Here is a 24,794-nt window from a genome sequence, read left to right as displayed (position 1 = left end):
GCTTTGGGGCTGCAACATTTGATGTGAGCGCAAACCTTTCAGTTGCGCTCACGCCCTCCCCAAGCGTACCCTGCGCCACAAAGGGAGTGCCGCAGTGCAGCAAGACAATGAAAACCTCGGGTTTACCCGCATCCGCCGCGTCGCACCGATTGCCGTGAACACCCATGGCGGGCGGGCGAAATGCCTTCAGCGTTTGATCCGGCTTGATCTCCCCGTGCCTGAAACCATCGCACTGAGCTTTGATGCGGTGCACCGGCTGGCCGAAGGGCAGACGTTCGACAAACATGCGCTGTTGCGGGTGTTTGGCGATGCGCCACTGCTCTCTGTGCGGCCCTCGTCCGAGGACCCCGATTGGGGCGGCCCCGGCGCCATTCTCAACATCGGGATGAATGATGCCCGCCACGCCGAGCTGACCAAAACCCACGGTCCAGAGGCGGCGGACGCGCTTTATCTTCGATTCGTGCAATCTTATGCCGTGCATGTCGAGCGTTTGGACCCGGAAGTGTTCGAATTTGACGCGTCTATGTCGGTGTCCGACGCTTTGAAATCGGCTCTGAGCGCCCATGAAGACGAGACCGGCGATCCGTTCCCGCAAGATCCGGCGTTTCAATTGGGGCAGGTGTTGCGTTCGATGGCGCGCGCGTGGGAGGGCACGACCGCACGGCTGTTGCGTCAGGCCAAAGGCGCGCCTGCGGATGCCGGACTTGGCTTGATCGTTCAGGCGATGTCCTTGGGCATTGGGCCGGGCGAATCCGGGGCGGGGGTGATGCAGCTTGTCGATGCCACGACCGGCGCGCCGTTGATCAAAGGCCGCTACAAACGTCAGGCACAGGGGCGCGAGGCGCTCTCGGCACAGAGCAACGCGATGTACCTGACGCAGGACGTGCGTGGCCCGTCGCTTGAGGAAGAACAGCCGAAACTCTTTGCCGAATTGGTTGAGATGAGCAAACTCTGCCGTCAACGGCTGCGCGAAGAGATGCAGGTGGAATTCACCATTTCGGGTGGGAAATTGAGCGTGCTGGACGCGGTGCGGGTGCCTCGCAGTTCGCGGGCTGCGCTGCGCATCGCCGTGCAATTGGCCGAAGACGGGATTATTTCGCACGAAGATGCGATTTTGCGGGTGCCGCCACGCTCGTTGACCGAATTGCTCCACCCCCAAGTCGATCCAAACGCCCCGCGAGATGTGATCGCCAAAGGCATCGCCGCCTCGCCGGGTGGCGCGGTTGGTCGGATCGTGTTCAACTCCACGGTGGCGCAAACCTATGAGGCGCGCGGTGAGCCCTGCATCCTTGTGCGGCGCGAAACCACGCCCGAAGACATCCGCGGCATGCATTCCTCGGTCGGCATTTTGACCGAACGCGGCGGCGTGACCTCGCACGCGGCGGTGATCGCGCGTGGCATGGGCGTGCCCTGTGTGGTCGGCGCGTCGATCCGCATCAACACGCGCGAACGCACGCTGACCTTGGAAGACGGGCGCAAACTGGCCGAGGGGGACATTTTGACCCTCGATGGTTCGGCAGGCGAGGCCTTGGTCGGGGAGGCGCAAATGTTGCCGCCGGTGAAGGACCATTGGTATTTGCAATTGATGGAATGGGCCGACGCGATCCGCGATTTGGGCGTGCGCGCCAACGCCGACACGCCAGCAGACGCCGCCATGGCGCGCGACTTTAAGGCCGAAGGTATCGGGCTGTGCCGGACTGAGCATATGTTCTTTGAGGCGGACCGTTTGACGGTGATGCGCGAAATGATTTTCGCCTCCGCGCACGAAGATCGCTCCGAAGCCATCGCCCGGCTGTTGCCGATGCAACGGTCTGATTTCATTGAGCTGTTTCGGATCATGGAAGGCTTGCCCGTGTGCATTCGGCTGTTTGATCCGCCGCTGCATGAATTTCTGCCCTCCGATCGCGAAGGGGCCAAGGAACTGGCCGAAGCGCTCGATTTGCCGCTCTCCGATGTGACGCGCCGGATCGAATGGCTGTCCGAGTTCAATCCGATGTTGGGGATGCGTGGCGTGCGTTTGGGCATCACCTTCCCCGAGATTTACGAAATGCAGGCGCGGGCGATTTTTGAGGCCACGGTGGAGGCGTCCAAACATGGCGCGCCTGTGGTGCCCGAGATCATGATCCCGCTGGTATCGGCGCGCCGCGAGGTGGAGATTGTCAAAACCCAGATCGACGGGGTGGCGGCGGCCGTGAAAAACGAAACTGGTGCCGCCTTTACCTATCGGCTTGGGGTGATGGTTGAAACGCCGCGCGCCGCGTTGCGTGCCCATGACATCGCCCAACACGCCGATTTCCTGTCCTTTGGCACCAATGATTTGACACAGATGGCCTATGGCCTGTCGCGCGATGATGCGGGTCGGTTTATGAACGCCTATGTGCAACAGGGCGTGTTCCCCGAAGATCCGTTCCATACGCTCGATATCGAAGGGGTGGGGGAGTTGTTGCGGATTGGTACGGAGCGCGGGCGGGGTAGCCGTCCGGACCTCACCGTGGCGGTGTGTGGCGAACATGGCGGTAACCCCGAATCTATCGCCTTCTGTCGGGCCATTGGGTTGGATTATGTGTCCTGTTCACCGTTCCGCGTGCCGGTTGCCCGCCTTGCCGCTGCGCAACTTGTCGCCGAAGAGGCAAAGTGATCACAGTCGGCTTTCAAGTTGCTGAAAATAAAGGCTCTTATTGGCCGTTTTTTGAGAATTTTATGGGTTTTTACAACTGTGTCTTGACTGTCCAGAAACCCGCTGGAACGCCCTAGACTGGACCTTTGAGGAAAATTACCCTATCCCGCCGTTCGAATGACACCCCGTGAGGCCTAAAGGTTGGGCGCAATGGAGGGATAAATGAGATCCTTAAACAAGCTGACGGCGCTTGCGCTTGTGGCTACACTTGGCCTTTGCGCCCTTCCCGGTGCAGGCCAGGCTGACGTCAAACTCAGCTCGTCAAACGACCCAAGCCTCGCGCTTGGCCTGCCGCTGACGGCGCTTTTGGACCAAGAGCGCAACGGTTTGAAAAATGTCGATGCGGATGCGATCGAACGGTTGCTGGCCAGCTTCAAGCCGAAGCCAAAGCCGACGCCCCCCGTGAGCGTCGAGTATTCCGACGCGTTCTTGTTGCAACAGCCCAAAGCGACGGGTGGCGAGCAATGGCAGTGTCTGTCTGAGGCGCTGTATTTCGAGGCCCGCGGCGAAAGCGTCAAAGGTCAGTTTGCCGTGGCCGAAGTGATCCTCAACCGCGTGTCTTCTCCGGCCTTCCCGAACACCGTTTGTGGCGTCATCCATCAGGGTACCGGCAAAAAATACCAGTGCCAATTCACCTATACCTGCGATGGCCGCGCCGAAGTGATTTCAGAGCCGGCGGCATGGGATCGGGTCAGCAAGGTCGCCCGCCTGATGTTGGATGGTGCGCCGCGCCCGCTCACCGAAGGGGCCACATTTTATCATACCCGTGCGGTGACGCCGAGCTGGGCGCGCAAATTCGCCCGCACGGCGCAGATCGGGGTTCACTATTTCTATCGCAAACCCAAAGTCTAACAGCGCAGATCACGGATTTGTTTCAGACCCCGCCGGTAAAACGGCGGGGTTTTGCCGTTCGCAGCGAGGTGAGGGGCGAAAGGGACATTGGCCTTGGACGCGCCGGGAAAATAATTGTAGCAAGGCGAAAATAACCACGAAAGACCCAAACGTGTCCGAGATCCGACAGGCCTTTGAGCATCCCGAAGTGCGCGCCAGCGCCACCGCCGCAGAGGCTCCACATGACCGAATTTCCCTGCGCGATCATGTGGTCGAGGTCGAAATCGGTGCCTTTCAGGCCGAGCGCGGCGTGCGGCAACGGGTGGTGTTCAACGTGGTGGTTGAATTGACGCCGGTCAGTGGCCCCATTGACGACGATGTCGACCGCATCCTGTCCTATGATCGACTGACCGAGGCCATTCAGATCGAATTAGCCGCAGAGCGTCTCAACCTGTTGGAAACTCTGGCCGAACGCATTGCCCTGCGCATCCTGTCCGAGCCGCGCGCGTTTCGGGTCTTTGTCCGCATCGAAAAACTGGACCGGGGGCCGGGCGCTTTGGGCGTTGAAATTGTGCGCAGTTCTGACCCCGCCACGGATCACCCCATAAGCGCGCAGAGTGTGACACCCGTGCCGCATCCGGTGATTGTGCATCTTTCGCCTGAGGCGTTGTCCCATCCAAATCTTACGGCTTGGATCGACGCGATGGATGCCGACCCGCGTCCGGTGATTGTCACGGTTGGCCTGCCGTTGAGCGAACGTCCGCAGTCGGAGGCAAAGCCTGCGCAGCGGCGGATTGACCTTTTGGCGATAGAACAAAATGCGTGGACGCTTGCGGGCCGTGACCCGCGTTGTGTGGTGCGTGCCTCGCGCACCGAACTTGATTGGGCGGCGCGCCAAGGCCATATCTCGGTTTGGGCCCCGTCAAAAATGGTACTCGATGCGGTGCACGGGCCAAAGGGCGAGGTCGGTGATCTGGTCGTGTGGTTGGCGCAAGAAATGTCTGCAGTCGCGCTTTTGACGCTGGGGGACACCCCGATTGACGGCGCGCATGCGCTTGATCTGGCTGGTCCCTGTCAGCTTCCTGCGGCTTCCAAGTGAGCCTCGCGATGTCCTCTCTCTATTATCGTCCCATCCTCTCCATTGATCCTGCGCGTCCCTCAGGCGCTTTGACGCTTGCGGGGGGCTGGGTCTGGTTTTCGCAGGTCGAGGTGTTGTCGCGCACAGCCCCGCCGCAGATCATTCCCGCCGCCGATCTGCCCGAGGAGGTCAAAACCCGCCTGACCGTTCCCCGTGCGCCTTTGGCTGGGCTGGATCTTGCGCGGCCAAACCTGATGGGCATTCTCAATGTCACACCCGATAGTTTCTCCGATGGCGGGTTGTTTGACGCCCCCGAAGCCGCTCTGGCACGGGCGCAGATGATGGTCTCTGAGGGCGCGGATATCCTTGATATTGGTGGCGAAAGCACCCGTCCGGGCGCGGCTTATATTGCCCCTGAGGTCGAAATCACCCGCACCGCGCCGGTGATTGCCGCCATTCGGGCGGGCTCATCGGTGCCAATTTCCATCGACACGCGCAAAGCGCCTGTGGCGGCTGCGGCCTTGGCCGCCGGAGCGGATTTGGTCAATGATGTCTATGCGTTTTGCCATGATCCCGATTTGGCTAGTGTCACGGCGCAAGCGGGCGCGCCTGTGTGCCTGATGCATGCCCAAGGGGACCCGGAGGTGATGCAAGAGCATCCCGAGTATGAAAATGTGCTGTTGGATGTCTATGACTTCCTTGCGGCGCGGATTGCCGTGGCAGAGGCGGCGGGCATTGACCGCACCCGCATTCTCGTTGATCCGGGCATCGGATTTGGCAAATCTCAGGATCATAATCTTGCACTTTTGCAGCGCATTTCGCTGTTTCATGCGCTTGGATGCGGTGTGCTTTTGGGCGTGTCGCGCAAAGGCTTTATTGGCCGGATCGGTCAGGCGCCAGCGCCGCGAGATCGCGCGCCGGGCTCCATCGCAGTGGCCTTGGCCGCGGTGGCGCAGGGAGTTCAGATTCTGCGGGTCCACGATATCAAAGAGACAAAACAAGCGCTTGCCCTGTGGCAGGCAGTGAGTGGCGAGGGAGGTCAGCATGACGCGTAAACTTTTTGGCACGGATGGTGTGCGTGGGCGGGCCAACTCCGCACCGATGACGGCGGAGATGGCGCTGAAACTTGGCGCCGCCGCGGGGCGTTATTTCCGCCGCGATGGTTCGCGCGAACATCGCGTGGTGATTGGCAAGGACACGCGCCTGTCGGGCTACATGTTTGAAACCGCGATGACGGCGGGGTTTACCTCGACGGGCATGAACGTGTTTCTGCTTGGTCCGGTGCCAACCCCGGCCGTGGGCATGTTGACCACCTCGATGCGCGCTGATGTCGGCGTGATGATTTCCGCCTCGCACAACCCGGCTGAGGACAATGGCATCAAATTTTTTGGCCCCGATGGGTTCAAATTGTCGGACGAGGCCGAGACTGAAATTGAACGCCTGATGGAAACCGATATTGAGCCGGCGCAGGCCGACAATATCGGCCGCGCCAAACGGATCGACGATGGTCGGTTTCGCTATAACGAACGAGTCAAATCCACCCTGCCGCGTGGGATGACCCTTTCGGGTCTCAAGGTGGTGATTGATTGCGCCAATGGCGCGGCCTATCGCACCGCCCCTGAAGTGCTTTGGGAATTGGGTGCCGAAGTGATCCCTGTAGGCACCCATCCCAATGGCCGCAACATCAACGATCACTGTGGTTCGACCTATGTTCAAACTGCCGCCGAAGCGGTGGTGGCACATGGCGCGGATGTTGGCATTTGCTTGGATGGCGATGCCGACCGGGTGATGATTTTGGACGAGACCGGGCAGGTGGCTGATGGCGACCAGCTTATGGGGTTGATGGCCAAATCATGGGCCGATCAGGGCCGTTTGGCGGGAGGGGCTTTGGTCGCGACCGTGATGTCGAACCTCGGGTTGGAGCGATTCTTGGAGGCGGAAGGCCTACGGTTGGAGCGCACCTCTGTGGGCGACCGCTATGTGGTCGAACGGATGCGTCAGGGCGGGTTCAACCTTGGCGGCGAGCAATCCGGTCATATCGTGATGACCGATTATGCCACGACCGGTGACGGTTTGTTGGCGGGCCTGCAATTCCTGGCCGCTATGGTTGAGACCGGCAAAAAGGCCTCTGAGATGTCACAGGTGTTCGACCCGGTGCCGCAGCTTTTGAAAAACGTGCGCTATGCCTCAGGGCAGCTTCCTTTGGAGAATGGCGGCGTGAAAGCGGCGATCGCGGATGCGGAGGCCAAGCTTTTGGGCAATGGCCGGTTGTTGATCCGTAAATCCGGCACCGAGCCGTTGATCCGCGTGATGGCGGAAAGCGTCAGCGAGACCGTGTTGAACGGGGCTGTAGATCAGGTGGTTGCGGCGGTGGAAGCCGCAACGCGGTAAACCGATATGTTGGATAAAGATAAAAAAAGGCGGCTTAATGGGCCGCCTTTTTTATAATATATCGCATTTGTGCAAGCTGTTCGTTTACTGGCCCGCCACAAAAGGGGAGTAGACGAGGCACATGCCCGCGTTCATCAGTGTCCAGATCACGCCAACGATACGCAGGCCGATCCCAGAATTTCCTTTGGGTTGAGCAACCGCTACGGCGCGCGCGACGCCCAAAAGGAAGACGCCGAACACGACAAACGACGCACTCAACAGCGGCGCCAAGAATGGAACGAATGAGGCAAGCGCTAAAAAAACAACCATGACGGGCAAAAACAACAAGCCTGCCAGATAATTGCCGGCCCAAAACGTGTCGCCAAGGCCCTCATGCCCGGCCAAAAGGCTTTTCCAAAACCCAAAAGTAAACATCCGCGCCCGCTCGGCTTGGATCTCGCCCTCATTTTTGGGGGTCAGATCGGCAGGGATGTGGTCGTCATGTGGCGTATTGGTCATGGGAAACTCCTTTGGCCCATCTGCACATGAAAAAGAGCGCCCCGCAAGGCGCTCTTTCGACGCATTTGGGCGTCTTCTTGGGCTTATCCGCGCAATTTATGGTGCAGGATGATCGGCACCACGAGGTCTTCTTCGTCGCTTAAGTGTCGCGTCAAAAGGGCGCTGATGTCTCGGGCGCTGCTCTCAACATCGCCGACCTCAGCGCGCATATCGACAGGCGACAAATGCGCCAGTTGCACCACGCGGTTGGCGCTGCGTTGGAACCGATCCAATGTGGCGTCGAGGGCCGCGTGATCGGCCTCCAACATCTCAAGCCCTGCCATCAGACGCCCCTCTGCGGTCCCCAATTCGGGAAAGAATTTCCGATCTTCCCAGCTGTGATGCCCATGCAGATTGCGCAACAGGAGATCGCCGTATTTGGCGAGCTTTTGAGCATAGATTTGATCGTCCAACTCGGTGTCGATAAAGGCCTCGGTGTCCTCCAAAACATAGGAGGACAGCGTGCGAAACATGGTGTGAGCGCCCATCCAATTTTGGATGGAGCTGGCGAAATTCGGGTGATCCGGCCAGACATCGCGCGGATAGTCCCGAAGCAGAAGCTGCATCTCTTCTGGCAGCCCCTGTCTTGTGTCCACTGTGTGTATCATGGGGGGGATATGGGGAGGGCTGGATGCGTTACAATATAACGTTTCCGCAGGACCTCTCTGTCATCCGCGCACAAAGATGCGTTTCACTGAGGCCCATTGCGAAATCGCCACCCCGCCAAGGATCAGCCCCAGCGCGATCAACAGCGTGGGCGGCAAAGGCTCGCCCAGAACCTGTGCGCCCAAGACCACGGACCACACGGGCACCTGATAATTGACCAAAGTCATAAAGGTTGGCCCGGCAGAGCGGATCACCAAAACGCGCAACTGGTTCATCGCCGCAGTCGAGACCACACCCAGGAAAATCAACGCAACAAAGGCTTTGAGCGGAGGGATGCCCGGCGCGCCTTCGGTCAAGATCGAAAAGGGTAGGGTGATCAGCGCCCCGGTCGCCATCATAATCGTGGTTAAGGCGGTCGAGTTGATTGGCGGGATACGGCGGATGGTGATGGAATTGAGCGCATAGCAAAATGCCACGGTGAGACAGGCCATGCGACCCCAAAATTCCAAATCGGCGCCCGTGCTGTCCAACGCACTTTTGCCAATGAGCAAGGCCACGCCGCAAAACCCAAGCGTCACACCGATGACCGCGCGCAGGGACAGGCGCTCGCCTGCCACCATGAAATGCGCCATCGGCAAGACCACCAAAGGCACGGCCGCCATCGAGGTTCCGGCAAAACCCGAGGTCACATATTGTTGCCCCCAATTGAGCAACAAAAACGGCACGCCCGAGGAAATCGCCCCGGCCCAGATCAACGCCATGGGATGTGGCTTGTTATCCGGGTCGGTGCCCATTTTGAACCCGTCCTTGCCCCAAAACACTGCCATCACCATTGCCGCAATGGCCAGCCGGAAGGTCGCCAACCAAAACGGTGCAATGCCGGTGAGCGCGATCTCGATCACCATGAAGGTTGAGCCCCAGACAAATCCTAAGACGCCGACCATGATCCAAGAGGCGCGGGTGATATTGGGGAGGGGCGACATGGTTAATCCTCGTAAGGGGTGTGGGCGGATTGGCCGTTGAAAGAGGTCATAGATCCTCATGAAAAAGGCCCCGACGCATCCGCCGGGGCCTTTCGTCATCTTTGACACTGCGCTTTAGTTGCGCGATTTGTCGACCATTTTGCCGGCAGTGATCCACGGCATCATGCCGCGCAGTTTCGCACCGGTTTCTTCGATCATGTGTTCGTCGTTGGCACGGCGGGACGCTTTGATCGTCGGCTGGCCCACAGCGTTTTCCAACATGAAGTCGCGGACGAATTTGCCCTGCTGGATGTCGGTCAAAACGGCTTTCATCGCGGCTTTGGTCTGCTCATAGGGCAGGATGCGCGGGCCGGTGACGTATTGGCCGTACTCTGCGGTGTTGGAGATCGAGTAATCCATGTTGGCGATGCCGCCTTCATAGATCAGGTCAACGATGAGTTTCACTTCGTGCAAGCACTCAAAATACGCCATTTCCGGCGCGTAACCGGCTTCGACCAGCGTTTCAAAACCGCAACGGATCAGCTCGACCAGACCGCCACAGAGCACAGCCTGTTCACCGAACAGGTCGGTTTCGCATTCTTCGCGGAAGTTGGTCTCGATGATGCCCGAACGACCGCCACCGATGGCGGAGCAATAGGACAGGCCGATTTCAAGCGCTTTGCCAGTGGCGTCGGTGTCGACGGCCACGAGGCAGGGCACGCCGCCGCCTTTGGTGTATTCGCCGCGCACGGTGTGACCCGGACCTTTGGGGGCCATCATGATCACGTCAACGCCCGCTTTCGGCTCGATGAGACCAAAATGCACGTTCAAGCCGTGAGCAAAGGCAATTGCAGCACCTTCACGGATGTTGTCGTGAACGTATTTTTTGTAGGTTTCGGCCTGCAATTCGTCGGGCATGGTGAACATGATCACGTCACACCACGCGGCGGCTTCGGCAATGCCCATGACTTTGAGGCCTTCCGCTTCGGCTTTCTTGGCCGAAGCAGAACCTTCGCGCAGAGCGACGACGAGGTTCTTCGCACCGGAGTCACGCAGGTTGAGCGCGTGGGCGTGACCTTGCGAGCCGTAGCCCAGGATGGCGACTTTTTTGTCTTTGATGATGTTCACATCGCAATCGCGATCGTAATAAACGCGCATATGGGCGCTCCTTATTTTTTGTCTGTGTGCAAGCCTCTTTCGAGTCTGCGGGCACTATCGTTCAAATCCAACCTCTGTCGCGTGCAAAATTTGACCTCATTTCTGGTTTGTGAAATAAGATCATTCGCACAATATTAAATTTATGAAAAAATCATGCAAGTAGACGACACAGACCGCCGCATCCTGCGCCAAGTGCAGGCCGATCCCGAAGCACCCGCCTCGGAATTGGCCGAGCGCGCCGGGGTGACGCCCGCCACATTCGCCCGCCGATTGGAGCGGATGCGCGAGGGCGGCGTGGTCAAAGCGATCCGCGAACAGGTCGATTGGCGCGCCTTGGGCTATGAGGTCGAGGTGTCGTTGCGCGTCACCTTGGACAAAACCGAACCGCGCGCCTTTGACGAATTCATCATTGCCGCGCGCGCTGTGCCGGAAGTGATTTCCATTGGCACGTTCCTGGGCCGGGTCGATGCGCGGCTTTTGGTGATTGCGCGCGATATGTCTGATTATCAACGAATTTATCGCGAATACATCCTGTCCCTGCCGCATATGACCGACATCGAAGCGCTAATGCAGGTGGCGACCATTAAAGACGCGCAATCGGTGCCGCTATGAGCCAAGATGCGATGGAATTGGACGATATCGACCGGCACCTGATCCGCGCTTTATGCGAGGATGCAACGCAATCGGCGGGCGCTTTGGGGCGTGAGATGGGGCTCAGTCAACCGGCGACATGGCGGCGGATCAAGCGGCTGAAAGAACTGGGCATTTTCGGGCCGCGCCGGGTGGATTTGGATCTTGAGGGATTGGGATTTGGCGTCACGGTGTTTTTGGGCATCAAACTGGCCACGAAAGGCCGAGTGTCCTTGGAGGATTTCGAACGTGCCGTGCGCGCGATCCCGGAGGTGCAGACGGTGCAGCACGTTTTAGGCCTGTTTGATTACCGCCTGCGCGTGGTGGCGCAAGACCTGCCGGATTTTGAGCGCGTGCTCAGGCGGCGGATCATGACGCTGCCCGGTGTGGGCAACGTTGAGGCCAATGTGCTTTTGTCCGAGGAACGCCGCCCCGGCCCGATTTAGCGTCCGATCAATGCGGGATTTTGTCTTTGGGCAGATCGACATAGCCGGTGATCATCGGCTTGACCAAATTCTCGCCCTTGCGCTTTTTATACCAAAAAATCGCGGCGACATGGCCCAGAACCATCAGCAAAAGCAGGGTTGAGAGCGGCTCATGCAGCGACAGTGCCTTGCGCGCCACATCGCTTGAGACATACTGCGCCAGCGGGCCGACATTGATGTAATCTTCCGGGTCTGCCAATAGCCCGGACATCACCTGCATCGTGAGAACAAGCAAAACCCCAACGACAAAAATCGCGCCGACCGGGTTGTGACCATAGGAGCGTGAGGGCGTAGGTGAGGGCAGCGTCCGGGCATAGGCCATAACCTTGCCCGGACCTTTGACAAATGTGGCGAACCGCGCCGTTTTGGTGCCGAACAGCCCCCACAACAGCCGCAACACCACGATCCCGGCCAGGATGTAGCCAGAATAGAAATGCAACGTCATGATATTGGGGCCAAATTTGCCCAAGCCCCATGAGGTGGCGAAAGCAATCACCAAAGCCCAGTGGAGGATGCGGACAACGGGGTCCCAAACATAGGTTTTGTTCAGCGGCTCTGACATCGGTTCGCCTCAGTCTTAGCGCTTAAAAATCTTTGGCGCGGTAGTCGTCGTGGCAGGCTTTGCAGGTGCCGCCGAGTTTGCCGACGGCGGGCTGCAGCGCCTCAAGGCCGTTGCCCGCGACGCCGTTCAACTCGGCCACAGCTTGGTAAAAGGCCATGCCTTTGTCCTGAACTCCGGGCATATCGGCCCAGATGTCGGCCTTGGCGCGGGTTTCACCCGGCAGGTCGTCGTTCGAGGTGCCGGGTGCGAAAAGGTCGGACATGGTGTAGCCGGTGAGAGCCGCCAGATCCTTTGCCGCTTGGCTTGCGACATCGGCATCGTAGTCGATTTTGCCCTGAGCCATGGCGCCCAATGTGGACATTTCAAAGCCCACAAGGGTGAAATACGCGCGGCGTGCTTTGGCCACGTCAGAGGGGGATTGGGCAAACGCTCCGGTCGCGGCAGTGGCGGCGATGACGGTCGAGATAATGAGTTTACGCATAGATGATGTTCCCTGTCAGGTGACGTAATGAATGACGAATGTGTCCGCACGATTGGCCAATCATGTCATGGTATTGTGCAAAGTGAATATGACAATCTGTCCCGCCCGGCGATGCAAGCTCCGGAATCGGTTCAATTTTTTGTTATGATGGCGCTAACCGGGCGCAATGTCGCACCCGGTTGCTTGTTGTGGTTTGCATCATCCGAGCGTCAGGCGGACAGAATGCGCGTCACCATTTCGGTCGTGTCCCGCGACAGGGTCGGGGTGGCCAAAATCCGCTCCAACTGGTCGCGCATCATGCCTTGGCGATCCGCATCATAGCGTTTCCAGGTTTCAAATGCCCCGGACATCCGGGCTGTGGTTTGCGGATTAAGCGCATCCAGCGCAATGAGGTGATCGGCCAAAAGCGCGTAGGCCTTGCCATCAGAGGCATGAAAACCTGCGTGATTGCCCGCCAATGCGCCAAACACCGACCGGAATCGGTTTGGGTTTTTCATGGTGAAATCAGGGTGTTGGGTGAGGGATTTGGCAATGTCCGCGGCCTGATCGGGGGCGGCGGAGGCGACTTGCATCATGAACCACTTGTCCATGACCAAACGGTCGTCTTGCCACTGAGCGGCAAAATCCGCCAATTCATCTTCGCCAAGTCCCGCCGACAACAAGGCCTGCAATGCCCCGGCCTGTTCGGTCATATTGTCCGCGCGTTTGTAAAGCGCGCGCGCCGTGGCTCCACCATCACTCAGCGTCAAAAGTGAGAGGGCAGACAGGCGCAGGCTGCGCTTGCCCGAGCCTTCTGCGTCGGGAGCAAAGGCCCCGGCATCGTTTTCCACATAGAGCGCGGGCAGCACTTCGCGCAGATGCGCCGCCAAAATGCGCCGTACCTCTTCGCGGGCGGCATAGATTTTATCCGGGTCCGGCGTGACGCCGGCATCATAGAGCGTTTGTGCCAAATCGTCCTGTGACGGCAGCCCAAGCGTCAGCGCGCGGAAGGCGGGATCAAGGCTGTCATCGGTGAGCACGGTTTTGATCGCGTCGAGATAGGCGTTGGCGGGCGGTGTGCCGTCCATGATCATCGCGATCAACGTGTCTTTCGCCAGCATTCGCCCCATTTCCCATTTCTGAAACGGGTCGGTGTCATGGGCCAACAGGAAGGCACGGGTTTTGGCGCTCATCTCGCGCTCAAGCACCACGGGGGCGGAGAAATCACGCAGGATCGAGGCCGTTGGACGCGCGCCCAACCCCTCGAACGAAAAGCTCTGTGTCGCCTCTGTCATCTCCAACACTGTGGTGGGAACAACCTCAGCGCCATTTGGGCCGATGAGGCCCACGGCAATGGGCAGGACCATCGGCTTTTTGTCGCTCTGGCCCGGTGTGGCAGGGGTGGATTGGGTGAAGGTCAGGGTGAATGTGCCGTCCTGCCAGTCCTCTTCAACACTTAGACGCGGCGTGCCCGCCTGAGAATACCATTGTTTGAATTGTGCAAGATCGCGCCCTGTCGTATCGGCAAAGGCTGCCAGCCAATCCTCGATGGTCACTGCCTGTCCGTCATGGCGCTCAAAGTAGAGATCGCAGGACTTTTTATAAGCCTCGTCACCGACAATCCGCTTGAGCATCCCGATGATTTCCGCGCCTTTTTCATAGACCGTGGCGGTGTAGAAATTGTTGATCTCGACAAAACTTTCGGGCCGCACCGGATGGGCCAGCGGTCCGTTGTCTTCGCGGAACTGACGGGCGCGCAGGGTCAGGACTTCTTCAATTCTTTTGACGGCATGGCTGCGCATGTCGCCGGAGAACATCTGATCGCGGTAGACTGTCAGTCCCTCTTTGAGGCAAAGCTGAAACCAATCGCGACAGGTGATGCGGTTGCCGGTCCAGTTGTGAAAATACTCATGGGCAATGATGCCTTCGATCCGTTCAAAATTCGCGTCTGTCGAGGTCTCTTTCGAAGCCAAAACACAGGACGAATTGAACACGTTCAGCCCCTTGTTTTCCATCGCTCCCATGTTGAAGTCATCAACAGCCACAATGTTGAATATGTCCAAGTCGTATTCACGACCATAGACCCGCTCGTCCCATGCCATACTGTCTTTGAGCGCCTGCATCCCAAAGGCACATTTGCCCTCGTCACCGGGCCGCACCCAGATGTTCAATTCGACCTGCTTGCCGGATTTTGTGGTGAAGCCGCCGGGATGGTTGATTAGATTTCCGGCCACCAGAGCGAACAAATAGGAGGGTTTCGGCCAGGGGTCATGCCACTCGGCAAAGCCCGGTCCAAAGGCCCCCGGATTGCCATTGGACAACATCACCGGCATGTCGGATTCAATGCGTACGGAGAAGGGCGCCATCACATCGGGGCGGTCCGGGTAATAGGTGATCTTGCGAAAGCCTTCGGCCTCGCATTGGGTGCAATACATGGCATTTTGTCCGGGCTGACTTTCGCGCTCGCCCTCTTCGGGGGCTTCCACGTTCAGCGGAGACATGTAGAGACCTTCCAAGGCGGTGTTGGTCTGCGGGCTGATCTCCACCTCGGCTTCAAAGGTAAAGGGGGCGGTCGGAAGATCGCCGGATTTGATTACCAGATGGGTGTCCGTGACCTGATAAGGCACGATGGCTTCATTCACGGCCACGGCGATGAGTCTCAGGCCTTCGCCGTCCAAAATCAGATCGCCGGGATTTTGCACATTCGGCACAAAGGTGATTTTGGACAGAACCCGCGTGGCCCGAGGGGCCAGCCGAAAGGTCAGATGCACATCGCGCACCCAATGGTGCGGCTCTTGGTAATCTTTGAGGTAGATCGTTTGGGTGGCTGCATCTTTCATTCTCTGTCCTTTCGCGGGTGGCGCGTTTTTGGCACGTTAGAGCGGGGGACAGGGGGCTTCAACACCCACGGGTCTCAATGTAATCATCTTGTGATCACGCGCGCGATGGCGCGCGTGCCTGGCAAGAGGGACAGCCCGTGATGAGGTTATGCCGCACCGACAAAGGCGGCGAGTTTGCCCAAGGTTTGCATCCCAAGTTCGACCGCGCCAAAGCCCTTGGCCTCTTGGTATTCCGCATCGCTCGAAAAGATCATCCGCAATGTGATCCGCGATCCGTGGCCGGTGGCTTCGAAAACCGCCGATGCGTCAGCATGTTTGGGGCCGTTTTCACCCCAGAGAAGCTCGTACTCAATCCGCTCCATGGGGATCACGCGGGTGTAGCGGTGATGGTTTGGAAAGACGGTCCCATCCGGCCCGATCATGTCGAACACCCATTCGCCACCGTCGCGCAGGTCGATGCGTGTGGTGCGGCAACTGAACCCATCGGGTCCCCACCATTTGGGGAGCGCCTCGGGGGCGGTCCATGCGCTCCAGATCGCCGCAACGGGTGCGGCGATGTCGCGGGAGAGGGTCATGGTGCGGTTTTCGGCAGAGCGGTCCATCAGAGCAACCCCTTGGCATAGGTGACGAGTTGATCCGCCACTGTGCCCCAACCGTCAAAAAAGCCCATGTCTTTATGGGTTTGTGCCGCCTCTTCGGAGCGGTGTCGGGCGGTGGCTGTATAGATCGTGCCGCCGTCTGGCGCATCCGCAAAGGTCAGGATCGCCGTCATGAACGGGTCCGGCGCGGGTTTCCACCCTTCGGAATAGCCATCTGTAAAGACAAGCTTTTCTCCGGGGATCAGTTCAAGATAGACGCCGGTGTTGTCCATCACCGCACCATCTACGTCAAAGACCGTGTTGAACCGCCCTCCCACACGCAGATCAATGTCGCAGGCGGTGACTTTGTGTGGGGCGGGGATAAAGAAATGCGGGATGTGTTCGGGCTGCGTCCAACAGTCCCAGACCAGGGCGCGGGGCACGGCCAGAGTGCGGGTAAAGCTGAGGTCAGTCTTTGGATCGAGGGTCATCTGTGTGCTCCTTTGCGGATTGGGTGAGTTGGGTGACATAGGCATCAAAACGGTCGAGGCGGCCGGTCCAAAGGCTGCGTTGCTGCTCAAGCCAGCTTTGCACCGGGGTAAAGGCACCGGGGGTGAGGCGACAGGTGCGGATGCGGCCTCGTTTTTCAGTCGAAATCAGCCCGGCGGTTTCAAGTTTCTTCACATGAGCCATGAGGGAGGGAAGAGCCATGTCATGGGGATTGTGCAGCTCCGACAGGGTGGCCGGGCCGCGCGCCAACCGGGTCAGGATTGCGCGGCGGGTTGGGTCACTGAGGGCTGAGAACAGCGTGTCGAGATCGTTTGAATGCTTAGTCATGTAGCTAAGTATTCGGATTTTGCCGCGTGATGCAAGAAAAACTTAGGATTTTGGCTAAGTTTTTGTCGAGTGACGTTTGGGAGCGCGCTGGCCGGTGTCGTCGCCAGGTTGAAACGAAAACCCGCGTATGGTTGCGCGTCATGACAGGTTTCAGCGCCATGAAGTGCTGATCTCAAAGGCAAGTTGCAAACAAGCTCTTCAGCTTCGCACCTCCCCTAACCTCACAAATGTTTTGGTCCGGTCGAGGCCAGTCGTGGGCCTTTGCATGGTGCGATATGGGCGCTCAAAACTCAGTCGCGATGCCGGATGTGATCAATAAAGGGGCAGCGGGCGCAATTGGGTGAGTATGCGAACAGCGCAAAGGTGCATGTGCGCAGGGATGCAGAGGCCTTGCGCACCCATGCCCCTTTTCTCTGCTCGCAAAGCAGGTATCCTTAACCAAAAGGAGAGGCATATCATGAGCAGACCCATCGTTGGCGTGATCGGAAATTCGGACCTGCTGAACGGGCAATACCCGGCCTTTACCGGCGGCAAGATGAACGCCGAGGCCGTCTCCGATGTTGCGGGCTGTATGCCGCTTTTGATCCCGGCGCATCCCAATTTCGTCTCCCCCGAGGAGCTGATGGGCGTTTGTGACGGTTTTTTGTTCACCGGCGGTCGGCCCAATGTGCACCCAGAGGAATATGGCGAACCTGAGACTGAAGCCCATGGGGCGTTTGATCGCTGTCGCGATGCGGTGACATTGCCGCTTATTCGCGCCTGTGTTGAGGCGGGTCTGCCGTTCCTTGGCATTTGTCGCGGCTTCCAGGAGATCAATGTCGCCATGGGGGGCACGCTTTATCCTGAAATTCGCGATCTGCCGGGGCGAATGAACCACCGGATGCCGCCAGATGGCACGATTGAGGAAAAATTCGCCCTGCGCCACCCGGTGCGTTTGAGCGAGGGCGGGGTGTTTCATCGCTTGTTTGGCACCGACGAGGTGATGACCAATACGCTGCACGGGCAGGGGATCAAAACCCCCGGTGCGCGCATCGTGATTGACGGCTACGCCCCCGATGGCACGCCTGAGGCGATTTATGTCAAAGATGCGCCGGGGTTCACACTTTCGGTGCAATGGCACCCGGAATGGAACGCCTGTCAGGACCCGGTGTCGCGGCCGTTGTTTGCCGCCTTTGGTGAGGCGGTTCATGCTTATGCTGCGGCGCGCGCAGGGGTCTCGCGGCCGCTGTCGAAGGCCGTTTAAGCGGTCAAATCCCTTTCAAAGCGCCTTTTCCATCCGAAAATTTTCAATTCCGACACCGTCGCGGATCACCGTTTGCCGGGCCGTCACCCGCCAGCCGCGTTTTTCAAAGAAACGCCGGGCCAGATGCGACGCCTCTGTGTCCATGTAGGGCAGGCCAAGACGACGCGCCTCCGTCTCGCAGGCGTCATAGAGCTTGGCGGCGGTGCCTTTGCCCATCTCCTCCAAGGCGACATAGGCAAAGTCGATATGACCGTCATGCCCCATGGTGAAAAAGCCTTTGAGCCGTCCCCATCGCGTGGCGCAGATCGCATAGCCCGCAGTCAGCCGTGCGGGCCAGGTTTCGGGGGCATGGTCGCGGTCCGGTGCCCACGCCGCACGCTGCGCCGCCGTATAAAACGCGCCTGTGCCGCCGTGCACCGTGCGGTGAAACAGCGCGTAACAGGCATCAGCGTCTTTGACGGTGATCGGACGTACTGTGATCGGACGCAATGTGAGGGCGCGTATTTTCATGTCCGAACTTGTAGCGCGCGGGCGGTGTCTCGGCTAGAGTGGCCGATATGAAATATCTCGATTATCCCCCGGTTTGGCTTTTGGCCTTTATGTGCGCCGCTTACGCCTTGGCCGGTGTGGGGGTCGATTTTACCGTGCCGCCGCTGGTGGCTCTGGTCGGGTGGATTTTGATCGCGCTGGGCGTGGGGCTTATGGGGGTGGCCGCCTTCACGATGTGGCAACACAAAACCACAGTCATCCCCCACAAACGGCCCTCGGCCATCGTCACCAATGGTGTCTACGCCCTGTCGCGCAATCCAATTTATCTGGGCGACGTCTTTACACTCGCAGGCTTTGCTTTACTTTGCGGCAGTTCGATGGGGATCGTGTTGGTTCCGGCCTTTATGGCCGTGATACAAAAGCGATTTATCATTGAGGAGGAACAAAAGCTCCGGGCGGGATTTCCACAGGATTTCTCCGTTTGGGCCAAAAAAACGCGACGTTGGTTGTAGTCTCCCGTCACGAGTCGAAAATGTTAGCGCAATAATGTTGCGAAACATCGGCAGGATTGGGTAAGGATGCACCAAGAATGCGAATAGGACTGGGGAAAAGGAAAATCTCGTGAAATTTGGGGTTCCAAAGGAAGTCTTTGAGGGGGAGGCGCGCGTCGCGTTGACTCCTGAGAGCGCCAAGCAATTACAAAAGCTTGGATATGACTGTGCCGTTGAAACCGGGGCCGGTGCGCTTGCCGGGTTCTCCGATAAAGATTATGCGGAGGCAGGCGTCGAGGTCATCAAGACCGCCGCTGCGCTTTGGAAGGACTGCGACATCGTCGCCAAGGTCCGCCAGCCGTCCGAGACGGAGATGAAGCGGCTCAAATCGGGTCAGACTTTGATCTCTTTCTTCAATCCGGGTGCCAATGAGGCCGGGATGGAGATGGCCAAATCCAAAGGCGCCAACGTGATCGCCATGGAAATGGTGCCGCGGATTTCGCGCGCCCAGAAAATGGATGCGCTCTCCTCTATGGCCAATATCGCGGGCTACCGCGCAGTCATCGAGGCCTCCAACAATTTCGGCCGTTTCTTCACCGGGCAAATCACCGCCGCGGGTAAAGTGCCGCCCGCTAAAGTGTTGGTTGTCGGTGCCGGTGTGGCCGGTCTTGCCGCCATTGGGACGTCGACCTCGCTCGGTGCGATCACCTATGCGTTTGACGTGCGTCCCGAAGTGGCCGAACAGGTCGAAAGCATGGGCGCGCAGTTCGTCTACCTCGATTTCGAGGAAGAACAACAGGATGGCGCGGCCACGGGCGGCTATGCCTCTGTGTCCTCGCCTGAGTTCCGCGAAGCGCAGCTGGCGAAATTCCGCGAATTGGCCCCCGAAGTGGACATCGTGATCACCACCGCGTTGATCCCGAACCGCGAAGCGCCCGAACTTTGGACCGAAGACATGGTTGCGGCGATGAAGCCGGGGTCCGTGATCGTCGATCTCGCGGCGGAAAAGGGCGGCAACTGCAAGCTGACCAAAATGGACGAGAAAATCGTCACCGAGAATGGCGTGACCATCATCGGTTACACCGATTTCCCGTCCCGCATGGCGGCTCAGGCCTCGACGCTTTACTCCACCAACATCCGTCACATGATGACCGATTTGACGCCGGAAAAAGACGGCCAGATCGTGCATAATATGGAAGATGACGTGATCCGTGGCGCGACGGTGACTTACGCAGGCGCGATCACCTTCCCGCCGCCGCCGCCGAAAATCAAAGCCATCGCCGCCAAGCCGAAAGAAGCGGCTAAGGTATTGACGGCTGAGGAAAAACGCGCCGCAGAAACCGCCGCTTTCAAAGCCCAGACCAAACAACAGGTCACTTTGATGGCGATCGGTGCGGTGCTTTTGCTGGGGGTTGGCCTTGTTGCGCCTGCCTCGTTCATGCAGCATTTTATCGTCTTCGTTCTCTCCGTCTTCATCGGCTTCCAGGTCATTTGGAACGTGTCGCACTCGCTGCACACGCCTCTCATGGCTGTCACCAACGCCATTTCTTCGATCATCATTCTAGGCGCTCTGATGCAAATCGGGTCGGGCTCCTGGCTCGTGATCGTTCTGGGTGCTTTGTCGGTCTTCATGGCCGGGATCAACATCTTTGGCGGCTTTATGGTCACACGGCGCATGCTTGCCATGTTCCAGAAATCTTAAGGGGTAGGGATCATGGAATACGGATTTACGACAGCGGCCTATGTGGTCGCAGCGGTGCTCTTCATCCTCTCTCTCGGGGGATTGTCGGGCCAAGAAAGCGCAAAACGCGCGGTGTGGTACGGGATTGTCGGCATGGCTTTGGCCGTGTTCGCCACCCTGATCGGGCCGGGCTCTGGCCTGTGGCTTTTGTCGCTTGTGCTGATTGCGGGCGGCGGGATCATCGGCTGGATGGTCGCCACCAAGGTCGAAATGACCGAAATGCCGCAACTCGTGGCCGCGATGCACTCGCTCGTTGGTTTGGCTGCGGTCTTCGTGGGCTTTAACGCCCATTTCGAAGCGACAAATGTGGCGGGTCTGGACGCGGCTGCACGTCATGGTCTTGACGGGTTTGCGGCGCTTCTGGCTCACAAAACCCCGGTCGAGCTGAACATCCTCAAGGTCGAATTGTTCCTCGGCATCTTTATCGGGGCGGTGACCTTTACCGGGTCCATCGTGGCCTTTGGCAAACTCGCGGGCAAACTGAACTCGAAAGCCACCAAACTTCCGGGCGGTCACATGTTGAACGCGGCTGCCGCTGCGATCTCCGTGCTGTCGTTGATTTGGTACTTCAACACTGGTGGCTTCTTGCCGCTGGCGATTATGACGCTGATGGCGCTGTTCATCGGTTACCACCTGATCATGGGCATCGGCGGCGCCGATATGCCGGTGGTGGTCTCCATGCTCAATTCCTACTCGGGCTGGGCCGCGGCGGCGATTGGTTTCTCGCTTGGCAACGACCTGTTGATCGTGGTTGGCGCGCTGGTGGGGTCTTCCGGTGCGATCCTGTCTTACATCATGTGTAAGGCGATGAACCGCTCCTTTGTCTCGGTCATCTTGGGCGGCTTCGGCGGCACCACGGGGCCGGCGATGGAAGTCGAAGGCGAACAGATCGCGATTGATGCCGATGGTGTTGCCACGGCGTTGAACGAGGCAGATTCTGTCATCATCGTTCCGGGCTACGGTATGGCTGTGGCTCAGGCGCAGGCGGCTGTCTCTGAACTCACCAACAAGCTGCGCGCCAAAGGCAAAAACGTGCGCTTCGCCATTCACCCGGTTGCGGGTCGTTTGCCGGGCCACATGAACGTGCTCTTGGCCGAAGCCAAAGTGCCCTACGACATCGTGATGGAAATGGACGAGATCAACGAAGACTTTCCGAACACGGATGTGGTCATTGTTATCGGCTCCAACGACATCGTGAACCCGGCCGCCCAAGAAGATCCGAACTCCCCGATCGCCGGGATGCCGGTTCTCGAAGTGTGGAAAGCCAAGCAGGTGTTCGTGTCGAAACGCGGTCAGGGCACCGGCTATTCGGGCATCGAAAACCCGCTGTTCTACAAAGAGAACACCCGCATGTTCTATGGCGATGCCAAAGACAGCATGAACGCGCTGCTGCCGAAGCTCGACTGAGTTTCGTCGTAGGATAAATACTCACGAAAGGGCGGCCCTCATATGGCCGCCCTTTTTCTTTGAGTATTTGCATCGCGATAAAGACAGAATCCAGCGCGTGAAGCCTCTACGTCAGAGGCGATAAGCCAAAGATTTCAAAGCCTTTTGCGGCCCGGCATGGATCGCGCTGACGCTCGCCCTGGGGCAGAGATGGGGCGTGGATGATCTGCGACTATGGTCCTGTATACGGAGGTATTCCAGCAAGGTATTGATATTGCGGCAATTTATCTCTTTTCAGATCGGGTTTTGCCGCTATGCTGCGCCCAAATCGCACCTGTTCCATATCTATAAAGGCGTCCTATGGCTCCCCTGACTGATCACCCTCGCCGTTATGAATTGGCCAATGAATTGCACGCACGGCCCTTTCCCGAAATGCCAGGGCAGGCACGCGCGGCCTATTTGGCGATCCGGGCATCGGGGGACGCAGCGCGGCGGGATCGGGATTTGGACCGGGCGCATCTCTTGGCACTGTTGGATCGCTATGGGGCGGCGCATCCGGCACCGGGGGCGACCCATTACGCCGGGTCTTTGGGCAAATACCGGCTGAAATGGGAAAGCCACACCGAATTCGTCACCTATACCATCTTTGCCGATGGCGTTTCTGAGCGCGCCTATGACAAGGGCACGTTTGAGTTGTTCCCCGAGGACTGGTTGACCGAAGCTCCGGGCCAAAGGATCACCTCGGCGTTGATCCGGGTGGAAACGGTGGCGGATGATGCCGCCGTGTCTGAGCGGATTGACCAGTGGTTCGAGCGCGAGAGCCTTGCCACGGCGCGGGTGTTGGATGGGGCCATGGTGGTTGCGGGCGATTTCCGCATTGATGAGGCCGGGCACATGCGCTTTGCGCTGTTTCCGCAAGAGGACTGTGGCCAACGCCGGATCGGGCGGGTGGTTCAGCGGCTTTGCGAGATCGAAACCTACAAAGCCATGTCGATGCTGGGTCTCGTTCAGGCGCGCAAAGTTGTCGGCGAATTGGCCGATATCGAAAAGGAACTGTCGGAACTGATGACGGCACTGACCGAGCGCAATGGCACCCCGGTTGAGGAGGTGTTGGATGATATTCTGGGGCTTTCGACCCGGATCGAAGATCTGGTGACACGCAGCAATTTCCGCTTTGGCGCGACGGGGGCCTATGAGGCCATCGTCACGCAGCGGGTGGAGGTGCTGCGCGAGGCGCGGTTCATGGGACGGCAGTTGTTTTCGGAATTCATGATGCGGCGCTATGATCCGGCGATGCGCACGGTCAAAGCCGCCGAACGGCAATTGGAAAGTCTCGCTGAACGGGCGGCGCGCGCGGCCAATCTGTTGCGCACCAAGGTCGATGTCGGGCGCCAGGCGCAAAACCAGGCGTTGCTTGAATCCATGGACAAACGTGCCGATTTGCAATTGCGGTTGCAAGAGACGGTGGAGGGCCTGTCCGTGGTGGCAATCAGCTATTATGCGGTCAGCCTCGTCGGCTATCTGGTCTACCCGGTTTTGGAACCTCTGGGCCTCTCGAAAGGCTTGGCCTTGGCGATGGTCACGCCGCTGGTTGTCCTTGCCGTGTGGCTTGGCCTGCGGCGGATAAAGAAGCATCACCTTGGATAAGGCGGGCGGTCAATGCGCCGCCCACCGCAATCGAGATCAGCGCCAAAATCGCAGCCAACGACAGCGTCGGCACACCCGAAAGCCCCGCACCCACGGTGCAGCCGCCCGCCAAAACGCCACCGATGCCCATCAAAGCCGCGCCTGCGATGTAGCGTCCGGTTTGGCGCGGGGACTCAAAGCTTTGCCACTGGAACCGGCGGGCGGAAAGCGACGAAATCAGCGCCCCCAAGATCACGCCACCGATGAGGCCCGTACCGAACCCAGCAGGGATGGAGGAGGCCGCGACAGTCCAAAACAGGGTTTCGGCAGAAGGCGAGGTGAAGGACAGGCTTTCCATTGCGATTGGGTCGAATTCGTCGAACAACACATAGCCGGTGCCGATCCAGGCCAAGGGCACCAAAAGGCCGATCAAGGCGCCCAGTACAAGGTCGCGGCCGCGCGCCGAAAAGCGCCAGGCGGCCAAGGCGGCGCCTCCGGCCAACACGGCGGTCCAGATCAGCGCAGAGCCGGGCAGCGCGGCGGATTGCAGCGGCAGGGTAAAGCCGCCAAGCGTGGTGCGCAGCGGTGCCAAGATGCCTTTGAGCGTGGCGTGGGCGACGACGGCGAAAACCACCAAGACGAGGGCCGCGCGCAGGTTGCCGGTGCCCGTCAAGACGGTGAGTCGGGACACACAGCCACGGGTCAACACCATGCCCGCTCCAAACATCAATCCGCCCAAAAGGATCGCCAGCCACGGCAGATCGGTGGCGAGGAAACGGTGCTCGTCGAAGCTGATAAGGCCTTGAGTGACGGCGAGTTGGGTGCCGATGATGGCGGTTGCAAGACCCGCAAGCCAAACCCCGGCAGCGGCGCGACGGTCGCCTATGGGGCCAGCCACCGCGCGGCGGAAACAGAATTTCGACACCTCGGCCAAGACGCCAAAAGCAAGGCCAAGGGCCAAGCCCAAAAGGATCGCCGCTTGGCGTGGCAGAATGTCTAGCCCGAGGGTCTCGTACATGGGTCCGTCTCCGAGGTCTGCTGTGCGTGGAATATTTGTCTTGATAAAGGCCGATCGTGTGGCTTTGCAATCTCGAGGCCGTTCCAAATGGACGCATTGTCAGGAATTTTGTTCCCGTTCGGACCAAATTCCCCGGCCTGTCATTTCGCGGTCCAGCAGTGATGTGGC

24 protein-coding genes are annotated in these 24,794 nt (G+C 59.0%); 12 read left to right on the top strand and 12 right to left on the bottom strand.

Annotated elements, in window-relative coordinates; all coding sequences use genetic code 11:
• The first annotated feature begins 94 nt into the window (after positions 1 to 94).
• The 5 genes from B30_RS04890 (at position 95) to glmM (ending at position 6,977) form a co-directional block, all read left to right on the top strand.
• Positions 95 to 2,638 (top strand): putative PEP-binding protein, encoded by a 2,544-nt coding sequence (locus tag B30_RS04890; RefSeq protein ID WP_009570909.1) that lies wholly within the window; start codon positions 95 to 97, stop codon positions 2,636 to 2,638.
• Between the two features lie 201 nt (positions 2,639 to 2,839).
• Positions 2,840 to 3,529 carry a cell wall hydrolase gene (locus B30_RS04885; protein WP_009570908.1) on the top strand — a complete coding sequence of 230 codons (690 nt, stop codon included), beginning with the start codon at positions 2,840 to 2,842 and terminating at the stop codon, positions 3,527 to 3,529.
• A 151-nt stretch (positions 3,530 to 3,680) separates the two neighbouring features.
• Positions 3,681 to 4,607 carry a dihydroneopterin aldolase gene (locus B30_RS04880; RefSeq protein ID WP_009570907.1) on the top strand — a complete coding sequence of 309 codons (927 nt, stop codon included), beginning with the start codon at positions 3,681 to 3,683 and terminating at the stop codon, positions 4,605 to 4,607.
• An 8-nt stretch (positions 4,608 to 4,615) separates the two neighbouring features.
• Positions 4,616 to 5,641 (top strand): dihydropteroate synthase, encoded by a 1,026-nt coding sequence (gene folP, locus B30_RS04875; RefSeq protein WP_009570906.1) that lies wholly within the window; start codon positions 4,616 to 4,618, stop codon positions 5,639 to 5,641.
• Positions 5,631 to 6,977, top strand: coding sequence for a phosphoglucosamine mutase (glmM, locus tag B30_RS04870; protein WP_009570905.1), 1,347 nt, complete (start codon positions 5,631 to 5,633; stop codon positions 6,975 to 6,977). The genes folP and glmM overlap by 11 nt, the downstream gene beginning before the upstream one ends.
• Positions 6,978 to 7,061: 84 nt before the next feature.
• Here the strand turns inward: glmM and B30_RS04865 are convergent, their stop codons facing one another.
• The 4 genes from B30_RS04865 to ilvC all read right to left on the bottom strand — a co-directional run bounded on the left by B30_RS04865 (position 7,062) and on the right by ilvC (position 10,255).
• Entirely contained in the window at positions 7,062 to 7,475 is a 414-nt protein-coding gene (locus B30_RS04865; protein ID WP_009570904.1) for a hypothetical protein, read from the bottom strand.
• Between the two features lie 83 nt (positions 7,476 to 7,558).
• Positions 7,559 to 8,080 carry a hemerythrin domain-containing protein gene (locus B30_RS04860; RefSeq protein ID WP_009570903.1) on the bottom strand — a complete coding sequence of 174 codons (522 nt, stop codon included), beginning with the start codon at positions 8,078 to 8,080 and terminating at the stop codon, positions 7,559 to 7,561.
• 102 nt (positions 8,081 to 8,182) lie between these two features.
• A complete protein-coding gene (locus B30_RS04855; protein WP_009570902.1) occupies positions 8,183 to 9,103 on the bottom strand; it encodes a DMT family transporter in 921 nt (306 codons plus the stop codon).
• Positions 9,104 to 9,217: 114 nt separating this feature from the next.
• Positions 9,218 to 10,255, bottom strand: a complete 1,038-nt coding sequence (ilvC, locus tag B30_RS04850) for a ketol-acid reductoisomerase (protein ID WP_152002170.1) — start codon at positions 10,253 to 10,255, stop codon at positions 9,218 to 9,220.
• Positions 10,256 to 10,393: 138 nt separating this feature from the next.
• Between ilvC and B30_RS04845 the strand changes: the two genes are divergently transcribed.
• Positions 10,394 to 10,852 (top strand): Lrp/AsnC family transcriptional regulator, encoded by a 459-nt coding sequence (locus B30_RS04845; RefSeq protein WP_009570900.1) that lies wholly within the window; start codon positions 10,394 to 10,396, stop codon positions 10,850 to 10,852.
• A complete protein-coding gene (locus B30_RS04840) occupies positions 10,849 to 11,316 on the top strand; it encodes an Lrp/AsnC family transcriptional regulator (protein WP_009570899.1) in 468 nt (155 codons plus the stop codon). The genes B30_RS04845 and B30_RS04840 overlap by 4 nt, the downstream gene beginning before the upstream one ends.
• A 7-nt stretch (positions 11,317 to 11,323) precedes the next feature.
• Here the strand turns inward: B30_RS04840 and B30_RS04835 are convergent, their stop codons facing one another.
• The 6 genes from B30_RS04835 to B30_RS04810 all read right to left on the bottom strand — a co-directional run bounded on the left by B30_RS04835 (position 11,324) and on the right by B30_RS04810 (position 16,632).
• Positions 11,324 to 11,917: a cytochrome b/b6 domain-containing protein gene (locus tag B30_RS04835; RefSeq protein ID WP_009570898.1), complete on the bottom strand. Its 594-nt coding sequence runs from the start codon at positions 11,915 to 11,917 to the stop codon at positions 11,324 to 11,326.
• A 22-nt stretch (positions 11,918 to 11,939) separates the two neighbouring features.
• Entirely contained in the window at positions 11,940 to 12,398 is a 459-nt protein-coding gene (locus B30_RS04830; protein WP_009570897.1) for a c-type cytochrome, read from the bottom strand.
• A 209-nt stretch (positions 12,399 to 12,607) separates the two neighbouring features.
• Positions 12,608 to 15,217 (bottom strand): aminopeptidase N, encoded by a 2,610-nt coding sequence (gene pepN / locus B30_RS04825; RefSeq protein WP_009570896.1) that lies wholly within the window; start codon positions 15,215 to 15,217, stop codon positions 12,608 to 12,610.
• 146 nt (positions 15,218 to 15,363) lie between these two features.
• Entirely contained in the window at positions 15,364 to 15,819 is a 456-nt protein-coding gene (locus B30_RS04820; protein ID WP_009570895.1) for an SRPBCC family protein, read from the bottom strand.
• Entirely contained in the window at positions 15,819 to 16,286 is a 468-nt protein-coding gene (locus B30_RS04815; RefSeq protein ID WP_009570894.1) for an SRPBCC family protein, read from the bottom strand. The genes B30_RS04820 and B30_RS04815 overlap by 1 nt, the downstream gene beginning before the upstream one ends.
• Positions 16,264 to 16,632 carry an ArsR/SmtB family transcription factor gene (locus B30_RS04810; RefSeq protein ID WP_009570893.1) on the bottom strand — a complete coding sequence of 123 codons (369 nt, stop codon included), beginning with the start codon at positions 16,630 to 16,632 and terminating at the stop codon, positions 16,264 to 16,266. The genes B30_RS04815 and B30_RS04810 overlap by 23 nt, the downstream gene beginning before the upstream one ends.
• 457 nt (positions 16,633 to 17,089) lie before the next feature.
• Between B30_RS04810 and B30_RS04805 the strand changes: the two genes are divergently transcribed.
• Positions 17,090 to 17,875: a gamma-glutamyl-gamma-aminobutyrate hydrolase family protein gene (locus B30_RS04805; RefSeq protein WP_009570892.1), complete on the top strand. Its 786-nt coding sequence runs from the start codon at positions 17,090 to 17,092 to the stop codon at positions 17,873 to 17,875.
• Positions 17,876 to 17,890: 15 nt separating this feature from the next.
• Here B30_RS04805 and B30_RS04800 read toward each other — a convergent pair whose 3' ends face one another.
• Positions 17,891 to 18,385: a GNAT family N-acetyltransferase gene (locus B30_RS04800; RefSeq protein WP_009570891.1), complete on the bottom strand. Its 495-nt coding sequence runs from the start codon at positions 18,383 to 18,385 to the stop codon at positions 17,891 to 17,893.
• A 47-nt stretch (positions 18,386 to 18,432) separates the two neighbouring features.
• Between B30_RS04800 and B30_RS04795 the strand changes: the two genes are divergently transcribed.
• The 4 genes from B30_RS04795 to B30_RS04780 all read left to right on the top strand — a co-directional run bounded on the left by B30_RS04795 (position 18,433) and on the right by B30_RS04780 (position 23,629).
• Entirely contained in the window at positions 18,433 to 18,876 is a 444-nt protein-coding gene (locus tag B30_RS04795; protein ID WP_009570890.1) for a methyltransferase family protein, read from the top strand.
• Positions 18,877 to 18,985: 109 nt separating this feature from the next.
• The gene (locus B30_RS04790) at positions 18,986 to 20,557 is read left to right on the top strand and encodes a Re/Si-specific NAD(P)(+) transhydrogenase subunit alpha (RefSeq protein ID WP_009570889.1); all 1,572 of its coding nucleotides are present in this window, start codon (positions 18,986 to 18,988) and stop codon (positions 20,555 to 20,557) included.
• A 12-nt stretch (positions 20,558 to 20,569) separates the two neighbouring features.
• Positions 20,570 to 22,003, top strand: coding sequence for an NAD(P)(+) transhydrogenase (Re/Si-specific) subunit beta (locus B30_RS04785; RefSeq protein WP_009570888.1), 1,434 nt, complete (start codon positions 20,570 to 20,572; stop codon positions 22,001 to 22,003).
• Positions 22,004 to 22,342: 339 nt separating this feature from the next.
• Positions 22,343 to 23,629 (top strand): DUF3422 family protein, encoded by a 1,287-nt coding sequence (locus tag B30_RS04780; protein WP_009570887.1) that lies wholly within the window; start codon positions 22,343 to 22,345, stop codon positions 23,627 to 23,629.
• Here the strand turns inward: B30_RS04780 and B30_RS04775 are convergent.
• Complete coding sequence (locus tag B30_RS04775) at positions 23,562 to 24,626, bottom strand: YeeE/YedE family protein (RefSeq protein ID WP_009570886.1); 1,065 nt, start codon at positions 24,624 to 24,626, stop codon at positions 23,562 to 23,564. The genes B30_RS04780 and B30_RS04775 overlap by 68 nt on opposite strands.
• Between the last annotated feature and the right edge of the window lie 168 nt (positions 24,627 to 24,794).

It is taken from the genome of Celeribacter baekdonensis B30 (assembly GCF_000299875.1).
Classification (GTDB): domain Bacteria; phylum Pseudomonadota; class Alphaproteobacteria; order Rhodobacterales; family Rhodobacteraceae; genus Celeribacter; species Celeribacter baekdonensis_A.
The sequence above is the reverse complement of the archived record's forward strand: the minus strand, read 5'-3'. Positions and strand labels throughout refer to the sequence as shown.

Coding starts and splice junctions, on each gene's coding strand:
- B30_RS04805 (WP_009570892.1), top strand. CDS start 17,090: ATGAGCAGACCCATCGTTGGCGTGATCGGAAATTCGGACCTGCTGAAC.
- B30_RS04835 (WP_009570898.1), bottom strand. CDS start 11,917: ATGTCAGAGCCGCTGAACAAAACCTATGTTTGGGACCCCGTTGTCCGC.
- pepN (WP_009570896.1), bottom strand. CDS start 15,217: ATGAAAGATGCAGCCACCCAAACGATCTACCTCAAAGATTACCAAGAG.
- B30_RS04810 (WP_009570893.1), bottom strand. CDS start 16,632: ATGACTAAGCATTCAAACGATCTCGACACGCTGTTCTCAGCCCTCAGT.
- B30_RS04840 (WP_009570899.1), top strand. CDS start 10,849: ATGAGCCAAGATGCGATGGAATTGGACGATATCGACCGGCACCTGATC.
- B30_RS04815 (WP_009570894.1), bottom strand. CDS start 16,286: ATGACCCTCGATCCAAAGACTGACCTCAGCTTTACCCGCACTCTGGCC.
- B30_RS04780 (WP_009570887.1), top strand. CDS start 22,343: ATGGCTCCCCTGACTGATCACCCTCGCCGTTATGAATTGGCCAATGAA.
- B30_RS04820 (WP_009570895.1), bottom strand. CDS start 15,819: ATGGACCGCTCTGCCGAAAACCGCACCATGACCCTCTCCCGCGACATC.
- folP (WP_009570906.1), top strand. CDS start 4,616: ATGTCCTCTCTCTATTATCGTCCCATCCTCTCCATTGATCCTGCGCGT.
- B30_RS04785 (WP_009570888.1), top strand. CDS start 20,570: ATGGAATACGGATTTACGACAGCGGCCTATGTGGTCGCAGCGGTGCTC.
- B30_RS04860 (WP_009570903.1), bottom strand. CDS start 8,080: ATGCAGCTTCTGCTTCGGGACTATCCGCGCGATGTCTGGCCGGATCAC.
- B30_RS04855 (WP_009570902.1), bottom strand. CDS start 9,103: ATGTCGCCCCTCCCCAATATCACCCGCGCCTCTTGGATCATGGTCGGC.
- B30_RS04775 (WP_009570886.1), bottom strand. CDS start 24,626: ATGTACGAGACCCTCGGGCTAGACATTCTGCCACGCCAAGCGGCGATC.
- B30_RS04845 (WP_009570900.1), top strand. CDS start 10,394: ATGCAAGTAGACGACACAGACCGCCGCATCCTGCGCCAAGTGCAGGCC.
- B30_RS04830 (WP_009570897.1), bottom strand. CDS start 12,398: ATGCGTAAACTCATTATCTCGACCGTCATCGCCGCCACTGCCGCGACC.
- B30_RS04800 (WP_009570891.1), bottom strand. CDS start 18,385: ATGAAAATACGCGCCCTCACATTGCGTCCGATCACAGTACGTCCGATC.
- B30_RS04865 (WP_009570904.1), bottom strand. CDS start 7,475: ATGACCAATACGCCACATGACGACCACATCCCTGCCGATCTGACCCCC.
- glmM (WP_009570905.1), top strand. CDS start 5,631: ATGACGCGTAAACTTTTTGGCACGGATGGTGTGCGTGGGCGGGCCAAC.
- B30_RS04885 (WP_009570908.1), top strand. CDS start 2,840: ATGAGATCCTTAAACAAGCTGACGGCGCTTGCGCTTGTGGCTACACTT.
- B30_RS04795 (WP_009570890.1), top strand. CDS start 18,433: ATGAAATATCTCGATTATCCCCCGGTTTGGCTTTTGGCCTTTATGTGC.